A 12,746-nucleotide genomic window follows, 5' to 3' on the forward strand; every position below is an offset into this window, starting at 1 on the left:
ACGGGACCTTGATCGACTTAGAGCATATTGCCCAGGGTGTCACCTGGGGTTTGATCGTGTACAGCATGCAGTGACACGGCGAGTCAACCGGGAAAGAAAACTCGGGCTTATGGCACTTTTCGATCTTGTCGAACTGGTCTAACGGGTCGTGCGGGGCGCCGCGGTCATCACGTCAAGCCGACCTGCTCATGTGGAGTGTCGGTGTCGGTGTGTGTAATGCCGTGGCGTGCTTAGGCCGCCGAGGTGGCGGGAGTGGGGAGCTGGGCCTTCTCGATGTGCTCAACCAGGCGCATGGTCATGCGTTTGGAATCCAGCCGGTAGCCGAACTCCTCAAAACACATGATCTCTTTGCAGACTAGGTCGCCCACCGGGCCGGGGTAGATGCGAGTCGCACGGAATGCTGCGGCGCGGAGCCGTGCCCGGTCCAGCATGTCCATGCGCTCGAGGGTCGCCGCAGGGGCAGGCCTGATCGCGCCCAGCGGGTCAAGTGAGGACGCCGGGTACATCAGGCGGTCCTGTCGCGGAGAATACTGCCGCAGTCGTCGCAAATCCCACAGCACGGTGAGTCGTAGCCGCTGTTCGACGGCAGAACCGCGAGGTGGCTGGGGGCGTCCTGAGCGTGCAGGTAGGCGGTCATCAGCGCACCGCTCATCGGGTCACGACTAAACGCAGCCTTGAGCAGGGAGAGGCGCAACTTCACGGGAGTCCTCACCACGGGTTTCCAGGGTCTTCGTCTTCTGCCTGGTCGGAAGCCTTCGTCCGCTTCAACGCCCGCAACTGGTCCGCCGTCAACGACTCGCCATAGAAGTCCTCGAGCTCAACCCACTCGGCTGCCATTGGACCTCGCAAGGGTAAGGAGTGCGCGCGGGCGGCGCGCCAAGACTGTGCGGGAAATGGAGTTATCCCCGCCCGCGCGCACGATCAGGGGTAATGCACAACGACCCGGTTACGAGGCCGAACCTCACACCGGGTCGAAGGCGGACAGGTCGGCACATCCCTAGGAAACCAACCCGTGAGTTCATTCTAGCGGATGACGGAGTGCGCCACAGCCTGCCGCAGCTTCGAACGGAGTGTCGGCTGCGACACTGTGGCGTCCGGCTTGTCGTGAAGTTCCACAGTCACGGTGAACAGTTCGATACCGAACACGACGAAGCGCAACGTCATCAGAGAGTCACCACCCACGGGCTGCCGGGGGCTTCATCGTCCGGGTCAGATGTTTTCGACCGCTTCAACGCCCGCGCCTGGTCGGCGGTCAGGGAGTCGCCGTAGAAGTCTTCGAGTTCGGGCCAGTCACTCATGCGGGAAATCCTTCGGCGTCGAGTCGGTCGGTCCTGCCGCCCTTGCCTACGCCGGACTGCCACCACCAGCGGTGTTCGCACGCCCCACACTGGCACCAGATCTCGCCGACGTCGTATCCAAGCATGTAGGCGCCAGCGGGATCGACAATCCCACAATCGGGATTAGGGCATCGCGTGTGCACGCGGCAGGCGTGGTCAGCGGCCGGGTCAAGCACCGAGCACCCCGGCGGCAACGAGCTCGTCGTAGATCTTCTGCTGGTCAGCGTCCAAGCCGCTGTAGAGCAGCCGGTGCGCTTCGCTTTCGTCTAACAACACCTGCGCAGGATCATAGGTGCCCTCGCACCCTGATAAAACCGCTGCAAGGCGAGTAGCTTCGTGGGCGGCGAGGTCGACGTGAAAATCCACGGCTTCGCTCCCTTCTGGCAAAAAGGGGAACCGCCCCCCGACTGGCAGTCAACACGGCCGGAGGGGCGGTTCGGTTCTCACCCGGTTCGCTCCCCAGCTGCCGGACGAAGAAGTTTTCAGGTGGTCAGGGATGGCGGCCAGCCCTACTCGGACGCCGAACCGTTTCAGGCTGGCCGCCAACCCCGCAACCCCGAGGCCGACGACGTCGACGCCAGGGTGTTTAAGACGGGAGATCTAAACGACGCCACCACGGGTAGCGTCCATTGGCACATCAGCATCCCTGAAGATCATGCGGATGGCCTTCGCCGGAACCTTTTTGACGACCTTGCCGTCGCAGTGGAATCGAACAACATCGTCGTTAGCGAACAGGCTGTCCGCATAGACCGTCATGACCTTAGGGCCGTCGATAGTCACAACGTGGGCCGTGTATCGGTAGAGCATTCGGTCCTAGCCTGGTGGGGTGGGGGCGAGGCGTGCGGGGCGGCCATCGGCCAAGTGTGTGATGCGGAACCAACGACGGGCATACCCCGGGCTGGCCAGCAACTTTGCGCGGTGCTCATCTAAAGCGTGGTCCATAGCATCTACCCAGGCGCAATGTCTGAACGTGGGGATGCGCGCGTGGCAGAGCTCGCAGGCGACAATGAGGGGCTGCTGAGGGTGGGCGCGCGCCATCGTTTGCCCCCCGTCTGATGGGAGCGGGACGGAGTCGGCCCGCGCTGGCCCTGATATTTCGATCTCACCTTCGCCGAGCCGTATGGGTTCACACATGGCGAGTCCAGACGGTGGACCACCAGTTGACAGATCAGCATTCCCGGTGTCAGCAGGATCGTGCGATCCGTGAGATTCGCCAGCTCACAAGTTATTTGCCCAGAGAACCCGGGATCCACGAAGCCGGCCGATTCCGTTATGAGCCCTTGCCGCGCGAGGCTTGACTTTCCCGCGATGACACCTGCGATGCCCCGGCCCAGCCCGACCATCTCGACGGTGCAGGCCAACACGAATGTGCCCGCTTCGAGTGGGAACTTGCAGCCCTTGGTCACAACTCGACGCCGCATTGGTTCTAGCGGCGGCTCGCACGGGTCAATGTAGCTTGGCATCATCGGGTGCTGCACCGGCAGTAGCAAGAACGTGTCGTCTAAGCGGAGGTCGATCGAAGCTGGCTGGATTTGGGAGGGCTCGATCGGATCAACGACGAGTTCGCCGGATTCGAGAGCGGCCTCAAGGTCGCGGTCAGACAGCATTAGGGCGTGTTTTTCTGCAACCATGGGGGACGATACGGGAGATCGACTCCATTTGCAACCTTCCTGCGGCGTGTCGCTGTGAACTTCAAATTCGGTCGTAGATTGCTGTCGCCATGTCATGCGTGCACACCATCTGGCAGGCGAGTAGTGCCGCCTCATCCCGATCCTCGGCTGCGACCACAACCCGATGCCATCCCGCTTCCACGACGCCCGCCTTGAGTAAGTCGTGCGTGGAGTAGGCAACGTCGAAGCTGAAGGTCACCACACTGTGCGCCAGGCGATCGCGTACGTCTTCGTGACGTATTCCTGCACGCTGGCATTAGCGGAGGCCACACTCGCGCCATCCTTGGTGCGCAGCTTCAACTTTGGGCCGCTGTTCTGTGAGAAGTTGTGGTGCTTGACCCACTCGTCGGACAGGGCGATCTTCCCCACGGCGAAAGAAACCCAGTCGGAGACCTGGGTGTCGCCATCAAACAGAGCGACCTGGAGTTCTTGCTGGAACTTTTTGGTGCGTTCGAGGTCGGCGACTACCTTGGCGGCCTTCGCCGCTTCCGCTGCGGCTTTCTCCTCGCGGCGGCGAATCTCCTCGGCAGCCTCGGGGTTGCGGGGGTCGGTCTTCCACTCCTCCCGCGTGATCACGCATCCGCCGACTCTGACCTCCGCCGGCCTGCCGTACAGGTCGTCATCCTGCGCGAAGGCTTCCGCCAGGGTGCGCGCGTAGTAGGACTTGTAACCGCTGCGCCAGCGGACCTCAAGGGTCACGCGTGGGCCTTCGAGGGTGGCGTACAGCTGGTGCAGACGTGCCTGGAGTTGCTCCATCTCGGCCTTGATCTGCTCTTCGCTCATCAGGAGGCCTCCTGTTCTAGCGTGTCGCGTTCGGCTAGGAACTCTTCGATCGCCACCCGCCGATACCCGCCCGAGGGGAGTGGCCGAAGGTACCCGCGCTGGACCCATTTGCGGATCGTGCCGGGTTTGACCCCGGCGATTCGGGCGGCTTCCTTGCGGCTCACAACATCAGCAGTCGAGCCGTGGGCCTCTAGGGCGTGTTCGATGAACGCGTCGTAGTCGTCGTCTGACATGGGGGTTTCACAAGCGCGGCACATGACGCGCCCGTTGTGGTGTTCGCGATACAGGCGTCGGGCGTCGCAGCGGGGGCACGGTACTTCGATGTGGTCGAGTGCCCTATTGCCGATGTACCGGGCTGCACGCTCGTGTAGGTCGATGAAGCGAAGTGCACCCTCCCAGCCGGGGCGATTCGCCCAGTAGTCCCCCCTGTAGCGGGTGGTCGTGTCGGGGTCATGCCCATCAGATGGATCGACAGACAAGCTGTGGGCGCGGTGCTGCTGGACGGGGAGCGCCACGAGCGTGGCCAGACGGTGCCCCAGGAGGGCGCTGGAGCGTCCAACGCGGTCCCCTCGGCGAGAGTGCTCCGCAGCGTAGGAATCCCAGTCAACGCCATCGTGATCGGCCACCGACTCGGCCCACAGGGTCGACTCATAGTCGATTAGCTCGATGAGTGTGTAGACATTCTCACTGAACGGAAGGGGTGCAGGTTTTTTCGTTCGGGTCTGCGGCGGCATGTCAGGGTCCCGAAACGCCTGCCGGGCCGATGACGGTTGCAACAGTTTCGACAGCTCCAAGATGTCGTCCTGGAGGCCGCGCAAAGCTTGTTCGGCTGCCCGAACACACCCGACGCACAGGGCGCCGCCATCGATGACGCTGCCGAGCCGATCGGTTAAGTCGCCGGTCTCGTCGTGAATGTTCTCCCCGTCGGCGCAACGCCGCCCAGCTCGGCAACGAACGGGGGGCGCATCTTGCCCCTGCTCGGTCAACTGGAAAACCCCGGAAGGTTGGACCCAGCGGCGGCGGATCGACTATGGGTGTCGCAGCTCCATTGGCCGCCGCTGGGGGTTTGGGCCGCACCGACGCCGCGGTATTGGGTGTCGGCGACTACTTGGTCGGTGCGGGGCTCAGTGGGGGTCATGTGTGGCGCCTCCGGGTTTTGGGGAGCTTGTTTTGCGGGAGGCTCGGCGCCAGCCTGTGGGGGTGTTGCGGGCGCCGAGCCTCCCGGGGAGCGGAAAGGCCTACACGCTCACCTCGGATTTGCTCATGCGACGTCCGTGCAGCAACGTGGCGCCTCTATCTCGTTCGGGTAACCGAGTGAATGGGCGAGCTGTTGGGGTGGCTGCTCGACCATGCGTTCGGGGTTTCTACGAGTATTGAATCACACCGCTGGGCGATGACAGCATCTCCGCGCTAGTGCAATCGGGTGTCTACCGCCGAGTTCGTAACCGGTCCACCACGCTCCGACGCGGACAGCGTCATCAGGTTTTTCACCCGGACCACGTGCCGGAACCTGGCGCGCAGCCGCCTTAGGCCGTGGTCACGCAGCAAGGTGTCGAACCTGCGCAACTCCTGTTCCACCCACGCGGGGTTGTACCGGGAGAGATCTGTCCCGTCATGAGTCCACGACTCTGCGGTGATGATCGGGGACAGGACGTGTAGCCACTCCCAGACGTACACCCCGCACCACTCGGCGTCACCTTCGTAGCCGCGGCCAAAGTATTTGTTGGGGCGCCAGCTTCCTTCGTCGAGGCGGCGCAGCCAGTACGTCAGTCGGGGGCTTGGGGCGGGTGGCGGCGCATCGCGGTATGCGTCCCTGTCAACGGCGGGTGGTTTGTGGCCCCACGGTGGCTCACTCATCGGAAATCGATTTCCCTAACGTGTGGGTGGCGGCGCACAATTTGCAAACCCGCCGCCTCGGCGTGCGGGCCGAACCCGCGGTCGCTCACCGTTGCTCCTCGGCGAGGTGGACCAGCTTCAACGGGCCTTGCTCGGACACCAACACAACCCACGACCACTCTTCGCCCTCTGTGGATTTCCACGGGCGTTGCACGTCGGGCCCGGGACGGTTTTGCCACGCATTCCCACCGGCGTCGATCACGACGGACATGGGGCCGGGTTCGGGGGGCACAACAACGGACAGCTTCGCGCCGACCTTGTAGTCCGGGCTCATCCCGTCCAGCCCCATCCTTGGGCGAGCGCCAAGATCGTCGGGCATGGCCAGGTCAGCGGGGGTGCCCCGTCGTAGTCGCGGGCTTCCCAATCGGCGCACACGTTGCACGTCGGTCGCGGCGGGTAGAGAAGAGGCTCCTGATCGGCCAGCGCCATCTGCTTATGCAGCTCCATCAGAGCGCGGGTGGCCTTCGCTAGGTCGATGACCACGAGCGCATCACCAACCAACGGGTGGTGGTAGTCGTCGTCCACGCAGTAGATCGGTTCGTCGTCAGGGTTCTGGTGTACGCGGTCCTTGTCGGCTTTCCAGCCGTCCTCTTTGAGCACCTTGTCGACCATGGCCAGCTTTTTCTGGATGAACTCCACCGGGTCGCTCATTCGGTCCAGCCCCAGCCGGCGGCCACGAGCTTGATCGTCGGGCACGGGTCGGGGGTCACGGGGATTCCTCGTCGATAATCAGCGATGGGTTGTCGACTTCGCAAATAACGACGTCTTGACCAGGGACAAAAGGGTATGTCGTGACGTCCTCAAACAGCACGCCCGGGATGGGGCGGAAGTACACAACGCCCGGCGGGGCTTGCGGATCAACCTCAAGGTCTTCGCTCACGTCCGCTCCCTCATCTTCGCTACGTGCTCTTCCCACGTCAGACCCGAACACTCCCGAACACGCGCACGGCGGGGTGGACAGGCCCCCGTCGGGTCGACCTTGTACTGCGAGAGACCGGGCTCCGGCGTCGGGTAGTGGTCGATCGGCGGGGGTCGGGTGCCGACGAAGCCGTACTCCCGCTCGGGGGCTGAGTGATCCGGCAACTCCGTCTCTCCCCCGCCCGTCTCCTCGGCCAGGGCGTCCAACGCCTCGGCCAGCTCCGGCATCCCGTCCGGATTCCAGGCGTACTTCATCGCCCGCCACGCCGCAGCTGCCCGGTTCCCGGCCTGGAGCTGGGGCTGGTCGGCGGCGAGCTGGCGTTCGGCGTGCACCGCGCTGTCGTGCCACTGGTCCTTCTCCATGCGCAGGCGCTGTACCGCTCGTGCCGCGTCCTCAGCGTTGCGCTCAGCCATGCTCACGGCTGGCCTCCTTCACGGCGTCGGCCAGGGCGTCGAACTCCGAACCCGGCGAACCCTCGCGGCCCAGCAGTGCGTCGGCGCAGTCCTGGATGACGTAGCGGTTGAGGTCGCCGCTGGAGGCCATCTCCTGGAGGCGTTGCCCCACCCCGGCCGTGGCCTGGAGCTGGGCGCGGAGACCGGTATTGCGGGGCAGCCCTTCGTTGAAGCGGGCCTCGATGGACGCCCTCAGGCCGTTGATCATGATCCTTGCACTAGCCGCTTCATGTGTGGGGCCATCAAGCCATGACTGGCCACCGCTAGCCGCGATCACCTGATCTACAAGACCCAGGTACGGATCGGGCAACTCGGCGGCGAGCACCTCGGCCACGGCGTCGACCAACCCGAATCTGAGCGCATGTCGCCAAGGGTTCACGCCGAAGCGTTCGAGCAGCTCGCCGACCCTTCCGGCGGCCTCGTTCCGGACCTCGGGCGGCAGGTCAGCGGTCATCGTCGGACTCCTCTCTGCGTGCCTTTGCCTCGGCCCACTGCTGATCGTCAGACCAACTCGACTGGAAGCGGCAATCGCACAGATGCAACTGCTCAGCGGGAGTCTTCGAGAACACATGCCGATAGTCCTTGCCGCAGACACATACCTCCCCAGCGCCGGACCCCTTCCACACGGTGACGGTCTCGCCGCAAAGCTGTTCGGCGGCCTGGAGCGCGGCGCGGGCCTCGGCGGGCGGAACGGGGACGTCAGTCATCGGTGCACCTCATCCTCAGGGGCAAAGCCGATCTGGAACCGGCCATCGCTCAGCGCCGAACCGTCGCCCACGGCTGCCCAGTTCACGGCCTGCATGTAGCCCCGCACGTCCCGAGGCGACAGCCAGCCGCCAGTCAAGTGCATGACGCTGTGCCCGAGACTGCTGATGTGCGCTGTCACCCAGGCATCGCGCTCGGACACGGAGTCGAACCGGAGCGCCATCACGTACCCAACGAAGCCCTCATCGGAGCACTCCCGGCAGACCGCCATGCATCGAGTCTTGTCGTCCACGTCAGCCTCCTTGGGCCTGGTTGCGGCTACAGGGCGAGGGCGGCGTCATGACGGGCCGTTCGCGCAGTGGTCAACGACCCGGTCCATCGCCTCTGCGAACTCAGGCCACGCCTGCCGCACGTCGTACACCAGCCCGGCGGCGTGGTTGTCGACGTGCGTCCATAGCTCGTAGACCTCGGTCCAGTGCTCGTCGCTCACAACGTCTCCTCGTTCTCGGGCCCGGTCTGGTGCGGGCCGGCGGCGGTCAGCAGGGCGCGGAGGCGGTCGGCTGCTGCTCGTTCGTCCTCGTAGTCGCCTCCGTCGTCTTCGTACTGGTCCAGGAACTCGGCGGCGGCCCGCTCCACAGCCTGGAGTCGGTCGTACTCGGCCAGCAGTTCGCCCAGCTCGTCCGGGGAGATCGTCCAGTCGCCCTTGCGGAGCACCACCTCGCGCGCCAGTCGCTCAACTTTGGCCAGGTCGTCGGGCTTGTCTCCTGTGTCGCCACCCATCAGATCTCTCCCACGTTCTTCGGTACTCGAACCCCGCCGTAACGGCCCACCCGCACCCGCCCCCCATCCGGCCAGCGGGGGGCTGTCGCCGACACCACCCGCTGGGCCCGCCACAACACAACCCCCACCGCCGGCATCAGCACCGCCGCGACCCCGCACCGCACCAGCGGCGCATCCAGCCACAAGAGGATCTCGGTGCTCACGGGGTCTCTCCGTCGGACGCGGGCGTGACCACGATGCGGGCCAGCTCCGCCGCGAGCTGCGTGATCTGTCTGGCCCAGTAGTCGGCCGCGATGGCGTACTCTGCTGAGCTCTCGACCAACTTCCGGCGCCAGTTCGCTATCTGTCGCACCTGCTGTCCGATCATGTCCGGCAGCTCGTCGATCTTGGGCTGCATGGCGTCCAGCTCACGGAGGCGGTCACGGCGCCACGTGGCGTAGTCGGCGGTCATGGCGTGTCGCAATCCGGGGTGTGGCGCCCACAGCCGTGGCAGTAGGCACAGTGATCGGTGTAGTCGTCGCCGCAGTTGGCGCACATCTCGGTGTCCAAGTCGCATTCGTAGACGTCCATCACCCTCCGCCTTCCAGCTCGTCGGCCTTGGCCCGCAGATCTGCGGCGTCGATCGCGTGCTTGCCGTCAATCTCAGCAGCCATTTGACGCAGGATCGCCACCTGCGCCGCGCGGGCAATGAACGGGGCAGCGGCGGCTAGCGCGTTCACTGCCCGACCCTCCCGGTTCTTCGGGTCGGCCCAGCCGTTCCATGCGTCGGTGAATGACTCGAACGCCTCGTCGGGGATCAGGTCAGTCATCACTCGCCCCGTTCCAGCTCGTCGGCCTTCTTGCGTAGATCCTGGAGTCGCGTCTTCAGGTCGTAGTACTCGCTGCCGCCCATCTCGCAGCACAGCGGGGTCTTCCCCCAGTCGTCTACCCAGCGACTCAGTTCGGCGATCACGGCGGCACGGGCGATGTGCGGGGCAGCGGCCTTCAGCACCGACTCGCCGAGGCTGTGAGCGTTCCAGTCGATCCGGCTCGTTACAGCCTCAGCGGCATCCCACGCCTCGTTGGGGATCAGGTCACTCATCGCCGCACCTTCCGAACCAGCCCGACGAGTACCGCCGACACCAACATCAACCCCATGCACCCGGCCGTGGACGCCGAACCCGACACCCGTTCGTCGTGCACCCGGGCGGTCAAATTCCGGCCCTGCCTACGGGCTGCTTCCCCACGGTGCTTTCCGTTCCAGCCTCTAGCCACCCCGTCGAGGCCCACGACGATGAAGGGGTCACCATCGGAGCTGCGTCGGTTGGGTTGCCGCATGTACCGCTGCACGTGCCGCTCAGACAGGGGAGTGTTCGCCCACTTCACCTTGCGCGGGTCCATCGACTGGCGGCGGGCCTTGTCGTAGCTGCTCATGTCTCCCGCTCCAGCTCATCGGCATCGCGCTCGTGCCACTCCGCCGCCATACACAGACCCGGGGAGAATCCGTTACCCACCGGTGAATCCATGGCGACTTCCCGCAGATACTTGGCCTGTGCACGCAACTCGGCCACCACGGCGGCACGAGCCTCAGCGGAGATCCCATCAAGCGCCATCACGCACCCACCTTCACGTTGTTCAGCTCGGCCATCACAGCCTCATATCCGGCGCGGTGTGCCGCCGACGGTGTCAACGTTTCGCCGCCGCATCACCCAACGCCTTAAACACCAACGCCAACCCGACTGACACCACAATCAGCAGCGGCCACCCACCCTCAATCTTGGCCAAGCCCAACACGAGAACCAGGCCTAGAGGCCACAAGATCTCCATCAACCCGTCCTCTGCGATCGACTGTCGACTGGCGGAAAACGTGGAAACGGGTGCGGGACCTTCGCCGCCGACCAACGCATCGCACGCAACGGCTGCTCCCATGTCGGCTGCTTACACCAACACTGCGGGACATCACAGACGTCCTGATCGGAGACCGTCACCGTTGTTTCGCTCATGCCGCAGCCCTCTCCAGCCAGTGCCCAGCCGACAACACCAGGGTGTGGGCTGCCTCCTCGCAGTGACATCCCATGCCCAAATCGGCGATGCAGTTCCAGCAATCCCGGGCGAGCTTCACCGCATACGCGTCGGTGAGGGGTTGTAGCCGGAGGAGCATGGCGTTCAGCTCGTCAACGGTGGCCTGGCGGACCGACTCGGCGGTAGGTAAGAAGTGCCAGCACGCCGAACAGCGAACCCCCAGCAGCCGCCCGGAAGACAGCGGGTACACCTTGTCCACGGTTTGGACCTTGAGTCCGCAGGCAACGTTGTAGCTCGACTCACGCATCGACAACCGGGTGATGTACTGGACCCGGTGAATTTTCTGCCAGCCGACGTTGGTGTCTTTGATCGCCAACTCGCTACCTGGGTGAACGGGTACTGAGTGGTGGAGTTTCTCTGGGGCTGTCATGGCCGGGGCCTCCGGGCGCCATAAACGGGGTGGGTGAACGTGTTTCGGTCTTCGTCTTCGGAGTGCTCCAAAACCTCACGAACATGCGCCAAAAAGATGTCCAGCTCGGGGAGTCGCTCCCCCATCCCCTCGGCGACCGTGGTCATGGTGGTCAGGGATCGGCGCAGCAAGGTTCGGAGCTGGGCTTTGCCGCTGCGTAGCTGGCGGATCTCACCGCGCATTTGGGCGAGTCGTTGCCGCAACGCGGCCACCTCGAGGTGGTTCACCGTGAACCCCCGTCGAGGCGAATCCAGTCAGGGACACGGGATGCGAGGTGGCAGACGAACAGCCACGCCGAGTCGCACTCGCACTCCCAATAGTCGCTGAGCTCGGCCTTAGCGGGCGGGCAGCACAGGTGGATGGGCTCGTTCATCGGCAACGGTTCAGCGGTCACCGTGTTGCCTCGGGCTGGATGCGGCGGGTGATAGCCGAAGCGGCCTCGACAGCGCCGAACCGGGCAGCTTTGAAGGCGACGATAGCGACCCCCATGCTCAAAGCTGCGGCGACCTGGACGGTGATCTCGACTGTTCTCATCGGGGGCCCTCGGTCAGTGCGGAGTAGATCTCGGCGCGGGCGTACTTGCGGGCGTCGTCGATGAGCCGACCGTCATGGATCAAAACAACGGCTGCGTCCACCTGCTCCAGGGTGGGAGCATTCCCGAGGATGAAACCCTTCCGTGCTGCCGCTGCGATGACCGTAGTGATCTCAACAGGGTCAAAGTCGTGACCCAGGTCCGCGGCTAGTTCCTTGACGTCGTCGGGAACCTTGGCGCCGAGGAGTCGCTGTGCGATCGTCTTAGTGCTGGCCATGGCTGGCATCTCCGGGAGGGTTGGAAGTGGTTGGCTGAGGAGTGGGAGCCGGCGTAACCCCCCATTGACTACGCCGGCTCCCGTTCAGGGCGAGCGCTCGACACTGCGCTTCAAGCCCCAAGTCCGGCTGTCGTCCCCACCACGAGACGACAGCCGGGGGGTCTTATGTTGGGGATGCAAAAACCCCGAGCCGATCGTGCAAGAAGTCCAGCTCAAGTGGCAGTTCGAAGATCCCCAGCGTGTGCAGACATGCCAGCGACTCTCGGTTCAGAAAGTAGCGGTCCGCGTACAGCACGAAGAACGGGTAGTTGAGGGTCTTCGCCTCATCGAGCATGTCGGGACCAACAGCGAGGTTGGTCCTGATGGACCGCGCGAAGTCCGCCGCATCCTCAATGTTCGTTACGCGAAAGACCGGAACCTTGATGTAGTACAGCGCCGCGAGTAAGCCGGCGTCACGCGTGGAGATCACCAAGCCGGCCATCAGGCTGCCATCGCCTCGGGGTAGGTGGGGACAACCAGCACCGGGTATTCCACGGTGATTCCCTCAGGGTCACTGTCCTGCTCCGCCTCGCCGAGGACCGCGCGAACGCATCCCCACTTGGGGCAGCATTCGGCTGCTCCGTCGATGGTGGCGTCGTGGCGATCCCACGCCCAGCCGAGCACCGCGGGGCTTTGGTGCCCCTCACAATATTGGCATGGGTCGAAGTGGTAACCGACCTCAACGATGTAGGACTTGCGCTCAATCAACTCTTCGCGTTCGAGGCGGCGTGCGATGGCCTCGACAACTGCGAAGTAGTGCTGGGTGCGACGGGTTGGACTGATAGCTGCGGTCACGTGGTGCCTCCGTGGAGGGTGGTGGTGCGACTTGGGAGGGGGTGGTCTCCCGTTGCCGTCGGACTACATCATACAACACTTACGTCTAGTT

At 64.4% G+C, this 12,746-nt stretch carries 35 protein-coding genes and 1 pseudogene; all 36 read right to left on the reverse strand.

The window, feature by feature from the left end:
• Nucleotides 1–230 precede the first annotated feature (230 nt).
• Nucleotides 231–506 carry a hypothetical protein gene (locus tag VGH54_RS05475; protein ID WP_331510921.1) on the reverse strand — a complete coding sequence of 92 codons (276 nt, stop codon included), beginning with the start codon at nucleotides 504–506 and terminating at the stop codon, nucleotides 231–233.
• Nucleotides 506–700, reverse strand: coding sequence for a hypothetical protein (locus VGH54_RS05480; RefSeq protein WP_331510923.1), 195 nt, complete (start codon nucleotides 698–700; stop codon nucleotides 506–508). Before VGH54_RS05480 ends, VGH54_RS05475 begins: the two co-directional genes overlap by 1 nt.
• 8 nt (nucleotides 701–708) lie before the next feature.
• The gene (locus tag VGH54_RS05485; RefSeq protein WP_331510924.1) at nucleotides 709–837 is read right to left on the reverse strand and encodes a hypothetical protein; all 129 of its coding nucleotides are present in this window, start codon (nucleotides 835–837) and stop codon (nucleotides 709–711) included.
• Nucleotides 838–1,023: 186 nt separating this feature from the next.
• Nucleotides 1,024–1,164, reverse strand: coding sequence for a hypothetical protein (locus VGH54_RS05490; protein ID WP_331510925.1), 141 nt, complete (start codon nucleotides 1,162–1,164; stop codon nucleotides 1,024–1,026).
• The gene (locus VGH54_RS05495; protein WP_331510926.1) at nucleotides 1,164–1,298 is read right to left on the reverse strand and encodes a hypothetical protein; all 135 of its coding nucleotides are present in this window, start codon (nucleotides 1,296–1,298) and stop codon (nucleotides 1,164–1,166) included. Before VGH54_RS05495 ends, VGH54_RS05490 begins: the two co-directional genes overlap by 1 nt.
• A 207-nt stretch (nucleotides 1,299–1,505) precedes the next feature.
• On the reverse strand, nucleotides 1,506–1,703 hold the full coding sequence (locus VGH54_RS05500; protein WP_331510927.1) for a DUF6400 family protein: 198 nt from the start codon (nucleotides 1,701–1,703) through the stop codon (nucleotides 1,506–1,508).
• 234 nt (nucleotides 1,704–1,937) lie between these two features.
• Nucleotides 1,938–2,117, reverse strand: a complete 180-nt coding sequence (locus tag VGH54_RS05505; protein WP_331510928.1) for a hypothetical protein — start codon at nucleotides 2,115–2,117, stop codon at nucleotides 1,938–1,940.
• A 272-nt stretch (nucleotides 2,118–2,389) separates the two neighbouring features.
• A pseudogene (gene dcd / locus VGH54_RS05510) lies at nucleotides 2,390–2,968 on the reverse strand (dCTP deaminase); the annotation flags it as partial.
• A 61-nt stretch (nucleotides 2,969–3,029) separates the two neighbouring features.
• A complete protein-coding gene (locus VGH54_RS05515; RefSeq protein ID WP_331510929.1) occupies nucleotides 3,030–3,206 on the reverse strand; it encodes a hypothetical protein in 177 nt (58 codons plus the stop codon).
• Complete coding sequence (locus VGH54_RS05520) at nucleotides 3,203–3,790, reverse strand: hypothetical protein (RefSeq protein WP_331510930.1); 588 nt, start codon at nucleotides 3,788–3,790, stop codon at nucleotides 3,203–3,205. Before VGH54_RS05520 ends, VGH54_RS05515 begins: the two co-directional genes overlap by 4 nt.
• Nucleotides 3,790–4,023, reverse strand: coding sequence for a helix-turn-helix domain-containing protein (locus VGH54_RS05525; RefSeq protein WP_331510931.1), 234 nt, complete (start codon nucleotides 4,021–4,023; stop codon nucleotides 3,790–3,792). The genes VGH54_RS05520 and VGH54_RS05525 overlap by 1 nt, the downstream gene beginning before the upstream one ends.
• Nucleotides 4,024–4,772: 749 nt before the next feature.
• Nucleotides 4,773–4,928, reverse strand: a complete 156-nt coding sequence (locus VGH54_RS05530; RefSeq protein ID WP_331510932.1) for a hypothetical protein — start codon at nucleotides 4,926–4,928, stop codon at nucleotides 4,773–4,775.
• Nucleotides 4,929–5,200: 272 nt separating this feature from the next.
• The gene (locus tag VGH54_RS05535) at nucleotides 5,201–5,647 is read right to left on the reverse strand and encodes a hypothetical protein (RefSeq protein WP_331510933.1); all 447 of its coding nucleotides are present in this window, start codon (nucleotides 5,645–5,647) and stop codon (nucleotides 5,201–5,203) included.
• An 85-nt stretch (nucleotides 5,648–5,732) separates the two neighbouring features.
• The gene (locus VGH54_RS05540) at nucleotides 5,733–5,960 is read right to left on the reverse strand and encodes a hypothetical protein (protein WP_331510934.1); all 228 of its coding nucleotides are present in this window, start codon (nucleotides 5,958–5,960) and stop codon (nucleotides 5,733–5,735) included.
• Nucleotides 5,957–6,382: a hypothetical protein gene (locus tag VGH54_RS05545; protein WP_331510935.1), complete on the reverse strand. Its 426-nt coding sequence runs from the start codon at nucleotides 6,380–6,382 to the stop codon at nucleotides 5,957–5,959. Before VGH54_RS05545 ends, VGH54_RS05540 begins: the two co-directional genes overlap by 4 nt.
• Nucleotides 6,383–6,392: 10 nt before the next feature.
• A complete protein-coding gene (locus VGH54_RS05550; RefSeq protein ID WP_331510937.1) occupies nucleotides 6,393–6,566 on the reverse strand; it encodes a hypothetical protein in 174 nt (57 codons plus the stop codon).
• Nucleotides 6,563–7,024, reverse strand: coding sequence for a hypothetical protein (locus tag VGH54_RS05555; protein ID WP_331510938.1), 462 nt, complete (start codon nucleotides 7,022–7,024; stop codon nucleotides 6,563–6,565). The genes VGH54_RS05550 and VGH54_RS05555 overlap by 4 nt, the downstream gene beginning before the upstream one ends.
• Nucleotides 7,011–7,511 carry a hypothetical protein gene (locus tag VGH54_RS05560; protein ID WP_331510939.1) on the reverse strand — a complete coding sequence of 167 codons (501 nt, stop codon included), beginning with the start codon at nucleotides 7,509–7,511 and terminating at the stop codon, nucleotides 7,011–7,013. Before VGH54_RS05560 ends, VGH54_RS05555 begins: the two co-directional genes overlap by 14 nt.
• Nucleotides 7,501–7,764 carry a hypothetical protein gene (locus tag VGH54_RS05565; RefSeq protein WP_331510940.1) on the reverse strand — a complete coding sequence of 88 codons (264 nt, stop codon included), beginning with the start codon at nucleotides 7,762–7,764 and terminating at the stop codon, nucleotides 7,501–7,503. The genes VGH54_RS05560 and VGH54_RS05565 overlap by 11 nt, the downstream gene beginning before the upstream one ends.
• A complete protein-coding gene (locus VGH54_RS05570) occupies nucleotides 7,761–8,054 on the reverse strand; it encodes a hypothetical protein (RefSeq protein WP_331510941.1) in 294 nt (97 codons plus the stop codon). Before VGH54_RS05570 ends, VGH54_RS05565 begins: the two co-directional genes overlap by 4 nt.
• Nucleotides 8,055–8,099: 45 nt before the next feature.
• Nucleotides 8,100–8,252 (reverse strand): hypothetical protein, encoded by a 153-nt coding sequence (locus VGH54_RS05575; protein ID WP_331510942.1) that lies wholly within the window; start codon nucleotides 8,250–8,252, stop codon nucleotides 8,100–8,102.
• A complete protein-coding gene (locus tag VGH54_RS05580; protein WP_331510943.1) occupies nucleotides 8,249–8,542 on the reverse strand; it encodes a hypothetical protein in 294 nt (97 codons plus the stop codon). Before VGH54_RS05580 ends, VGH54_RS05575 begins: the two co-directional genes overlap by 4 nt.
• Nucleotides 8,542–8,745, reverse strand: coding sequence for a hypothetical protein (locus tag VGH54_RS05585; RefSeq protein ID WP_331510944.1), 204 nt, complete (start codon nucleotides 8,743–8,745; stop codon nucleotides 8,542–8,544). Before VGH54_RS05585 ends, VGH54_RS05580 begins: the two co-directional genes overlap by 1 nt.
• On the reverse strand, nucleotides 8,742–8,993 hold the full coding sequence (locus tag VGH54_RS05590) for a hypothetical protein (protein ID WP_331510945.1): 252 nt from the start codon (nucleotides 8,991–8,993) through the stop codon (nucleotides 8,742–8,744). The genes VGH54_RS05585 and VGH54_RS05590 overlap by 4 nt, the downstream gene beginning before the upstream one ends.
• Nucleotides 8,990–9,112, reverse strand: coding sequence for a hypothetical protein (locus tag VGH54_RS05595; RefSeq protein ID WP_331510946.1), 123 nt, complete (start codon nucleotides 9,110–9,112; stop codon nucleotides 8,990–8,992). The genes VGH54_RS05590 and VGH54_RS05595 overlap by 4 nt, the downstream gene beginning before the upstream one ends.
• A complete protein-coding gene (locus VGH54_RS05600; RefSeq protein ID WP_331510947.1) occupies nucleotides 9,112–9,351 on the reverse strand; it encodes a hypothetical protein in 240 nt (79 codons plus the stop codon). Before VGH54_RS05600 ends, VGH54_RS05595 begins: the two co-directional genes overlap by 1 nt.
• Nucleotides 9,351–9,623 (reverse strand): hypothetical protein, encoded by a 273-nt coding sequence (locus VGH54_RS05605; protein ID WP_331510948.1) that lies wholly within the window; start codon nucleotides 9,621–9,623, stop codon nucleotides 9,351–9,353. Before VGH54_RS05605 ends, VGH54_RS05600 begins: the two co-directional genes overlap by 1 nt.
• Entirely contained in the window at nucleotides 9,620–9,955 is a 336-nt protein-coding gene (locus VGH54_RS05610) for a hypothetical protein (protein ID WP_331510949.1), read from the reverse strand. Before VGH54_RS05610 ends, VGH54_RS05605 begins: the two co-directional genes overlap by 4 nt.
• Nucleotides 9,952–10,137: a hypothetical protein gene (locus VGH54_RS05615; RefSeq protein WP_331510950.1), complete on the reverse strand. Its 186-nt coding sequence runs from the start codon at nucleotides 10,135–10,137 to the stop codon at nucleotides 9,952–9,954. Before VGH54_RS05615 ends, VGH54_RS05610 begins: the two co-directional genes overlap by 4 nt.
• Before the next feature lie 70 nt (nucleotides 10,138–10,207).
• Nucleotides 10,208–10,450, reverse strand: a complete 243-nt coding sequence (locus VGH54_RS05620) for a hypothetical protein (protein ID WP_331510951.1) — start codon at nucleotides 10,448–10,450, stop codon at nucleotides 10,208–10,210.
• Between the two features lie 70 nt (nucleotides 10,451–10,520).
• Entirely contained in the window at nucleotides 10,521–10,919 is a 399-nt protein-coding gene (locus tag VGH54_RS05625; RefSeq protein WP_331510952.1) for a hypothetical protein, read from the reverse strand.
• A gap of 50 nt (nucleotides 10,920–10,969) precedes the next feature.
• The gene (locus tag VGH54_RS05630) at nucleotides 10,970–11,239 is read right to left on the reverse strand and encodes a hypothetical protein (protein WP_331510953.1); all 270 of its coding nucleotides are present in this window, start codon (nucleotides 11,237–11,239) and stop codon (nucleotides 10,970–10,972) included.
• Between the two features lie 163 nt (nucleotides 11,240–11,402).
• Nucleotides 11,403–11,546 carry a hypothetical protein gene (locus VGH54_RS05635; RefSeq protein ID WP_331510954.1) on the reverse strand — a complete coding sequence of 48 codons (144 nt, stop codon included), beginning with the start codon at nucleotides 11,544–11,546 and terminating at the stop codon, nucleotides 11,403–11,405.
• Complete coding sequence (locus tag VGH54_RS05640) at nucleotides 11,543–11,821, reverse strand: hypothetical protein (protein WP_331510955.1); 279 nt, start codon at nucleotides 11,819–11,821, stop codon at nucleotides 11,543–11,545. The genes VGH54_RS05635 and VGH54_RS05640 overlap by 4 nt, the downstream gene beginning before the upstream one ends.
• 163 nt (nucleotides 11,822–11,984) lie before the next feature.
• The gene (locus VGH54_RS05645) at nucleotides 11,985–12,302 is read right to left on the reverse strand and encodes a hypothetical protein (RefSeq protein WP_331510956.1); all 318 of its coding nucleotides are present in this window, start codon (nucleotides 12,300–12,302) and stop codon (nucleotides 11,985–11,987) included.
• The gene (locus VGH54_RS05650; protein ID WP_331510957.1) at nucleotides 12,302–12,655 is read right to left on the reverse strand and encodes a hypothetical protein; all 354 of its coding nucleotides are present in this window, start codon (nucleotides 12,653–12,655) and stop codon (nucleotides 12,302–12,304) included. Before VGH54_RS05650 ends, VGH54_RS05645 begins: the two co-directional genes overlap by 1 nt.
• Nucleotides 12,656–12,746: the final 91 nt, after the last annotated feature.

Source organism: Mycobacterium sp. (assembly GCF_036488105.1).
Classification (GTDB): Bacteria; Actinomycetota; Actinomycetes; order Mycobacteriales; family Mycobacteriaceae; genus Mycobacterium.

Bases quoted from the DNA above. Each gene is read 5' to 3' on its own strand.
- VGH54_RS05605 (WP_331510948.1), bottom strand. From the start codon at position 9,623: ATGAGTGACCTGATCCCCAACGAGGCGTGGGATGCCGCTGAGGCTGTA.
- VGH54_RS05490 (WP_331510925.1), bottom strand. From the start codon at position 1,164: ATGACGTTGCGCTTCGTCGTGTTCGGTATCGAACTGTTCACCGTGACT.
- VGH54_RS05535 (WP_331510933.1), bottom strand. From the start codon at position 5,647: ATGAGTGAGCCACCGTGGGGCCACAAACCACCCGCCGTTGACAGGGAC.
- VGH54_RS05580 (WP_331510943.1), bottom strand. From the start codon at position 8,542: ATGGGTGGCGACACAGGAGACAAGCCCGACGACCTGGCCAAAGTTGAG.
- VGH54_RS05560 (WP_331510939.1), bottom strand. From the start codon at position 7,511: ATGACCGCTGACCTGCCGCCCGAGGTCCGGAACGAGGCCGCCGGAAGG.
- VGH54_RS05645 (WP_331510956.1), bottom strand. From the start codon at position 12,302: ATGGCCGGCTTGGTGATCTCCACGCGTGACGCCGGCTTACTCGCGGCG.
- VGH54_RS05530 (WP_331510932.1), bottom strand. From the start codon at position 4,928: ATGACCCCCACTGAGCCCCGCACCGACCAAGTAGTCGCCGACACCCAA.
- VGH54_RS05595 (WP_331510946.1), bottom strand. From the start codon at position 9,112: ATGGACGTCTACGAATGCGACTTGGACACCGAGATGTGCGCCAACTGC.
- VGH54_RS05540 (WP_331510934.1), bottom strand. From the start codon at position 5,960: ATGAGCCCGGACTACAAGGTCGGCGCGAAGCTGTCCGTTGTTGTGCCC.
- VGH54_RS05495 (WP_331510926.1), bottom strand. From the start codon at position 1,298: ATGAGTGACTGGCCCGAACTCGAAGACTTCTACGGCGACTCCCTGACC.
- VGH54_RS05485 (WP_331510924.1), bottom strand. From the start codon at position 837: ATGGCAGCCGAGTGGGTTGAGCTCGAGGACTTCTATGGCGAGTCGTTG.
- VGH54_RS05640 (WP_331510955.1), bottom strand. From the start codon at position 11,821: ATGGCCAGCACTAAGACGATCGCACAGCGACTCCTCGGCGCCAAGGTT.
- VGH54_RS05600 (WP_331510947.1), bottom strand. From the start codon at position 9,351: ATGACTGACCTGATCCCCGACGAGGCGTTCGAGTCATTCACCGACGCA.
- VGH54_RS05565 (WP_331510940.1), bottom strand. From the start codon at position 7,764: ATGACTGACGTCCCCGTTCCGCCCGCCGAGGCCCGCGCCGCGCTCCAG.
- VGH54_RS05590 (WP_331510945.1), bottom strand. From the start codon at position 8,993: ATGACCGCCGACTACGCCACGTGGCGCCGTGACCGCCTCCGTGAGCTG.
- VGH54_RS05610 (WP_331510949.1), bottom strand. From the start codon at position 9,955: ATGAGCAGCTACGACAAGGCCCGCCGCCAGTCGATGGACCCGCGCAAG.
- VGH54_RS05620 (WP_331510951.1), bottom strand. From the start codon at position 10,450: ATGGGAGCAGCCGTTGCGTGCGATGCGTTGGTCGGCGGCGAAGGTCCC.
- VGH54_RS05475 (WP_331510921.1), bottom strand. From the start codon at position 506: ATGTACCCGGCGTCCTCACTTGACCCGCTGGGCGCGATCAGGCCTGCC.
- VGH54_RS05635 (WP_331510954.1), bottom strand. From the start codon at position 11,546: ATGAGAACAGTCGAGATCACCGTCCAGGTCGCCGCAGCTTTGAGCATG.
- VGH54_RS05525 (WP_331510931.1), bottom strand. From the start codon at position 4,023: ATGTCAGACGACGACTACGACGCGTTCATCGAACACGCCCTAGAGGCC.
- VGH54_RS05520 (WP_331510930.1), bottom strand. From the start codon at position 3,790: ATGAGCGAAGAGCAGATCAAGGCCGAGATGGAGCAACTCCAGGCACGT.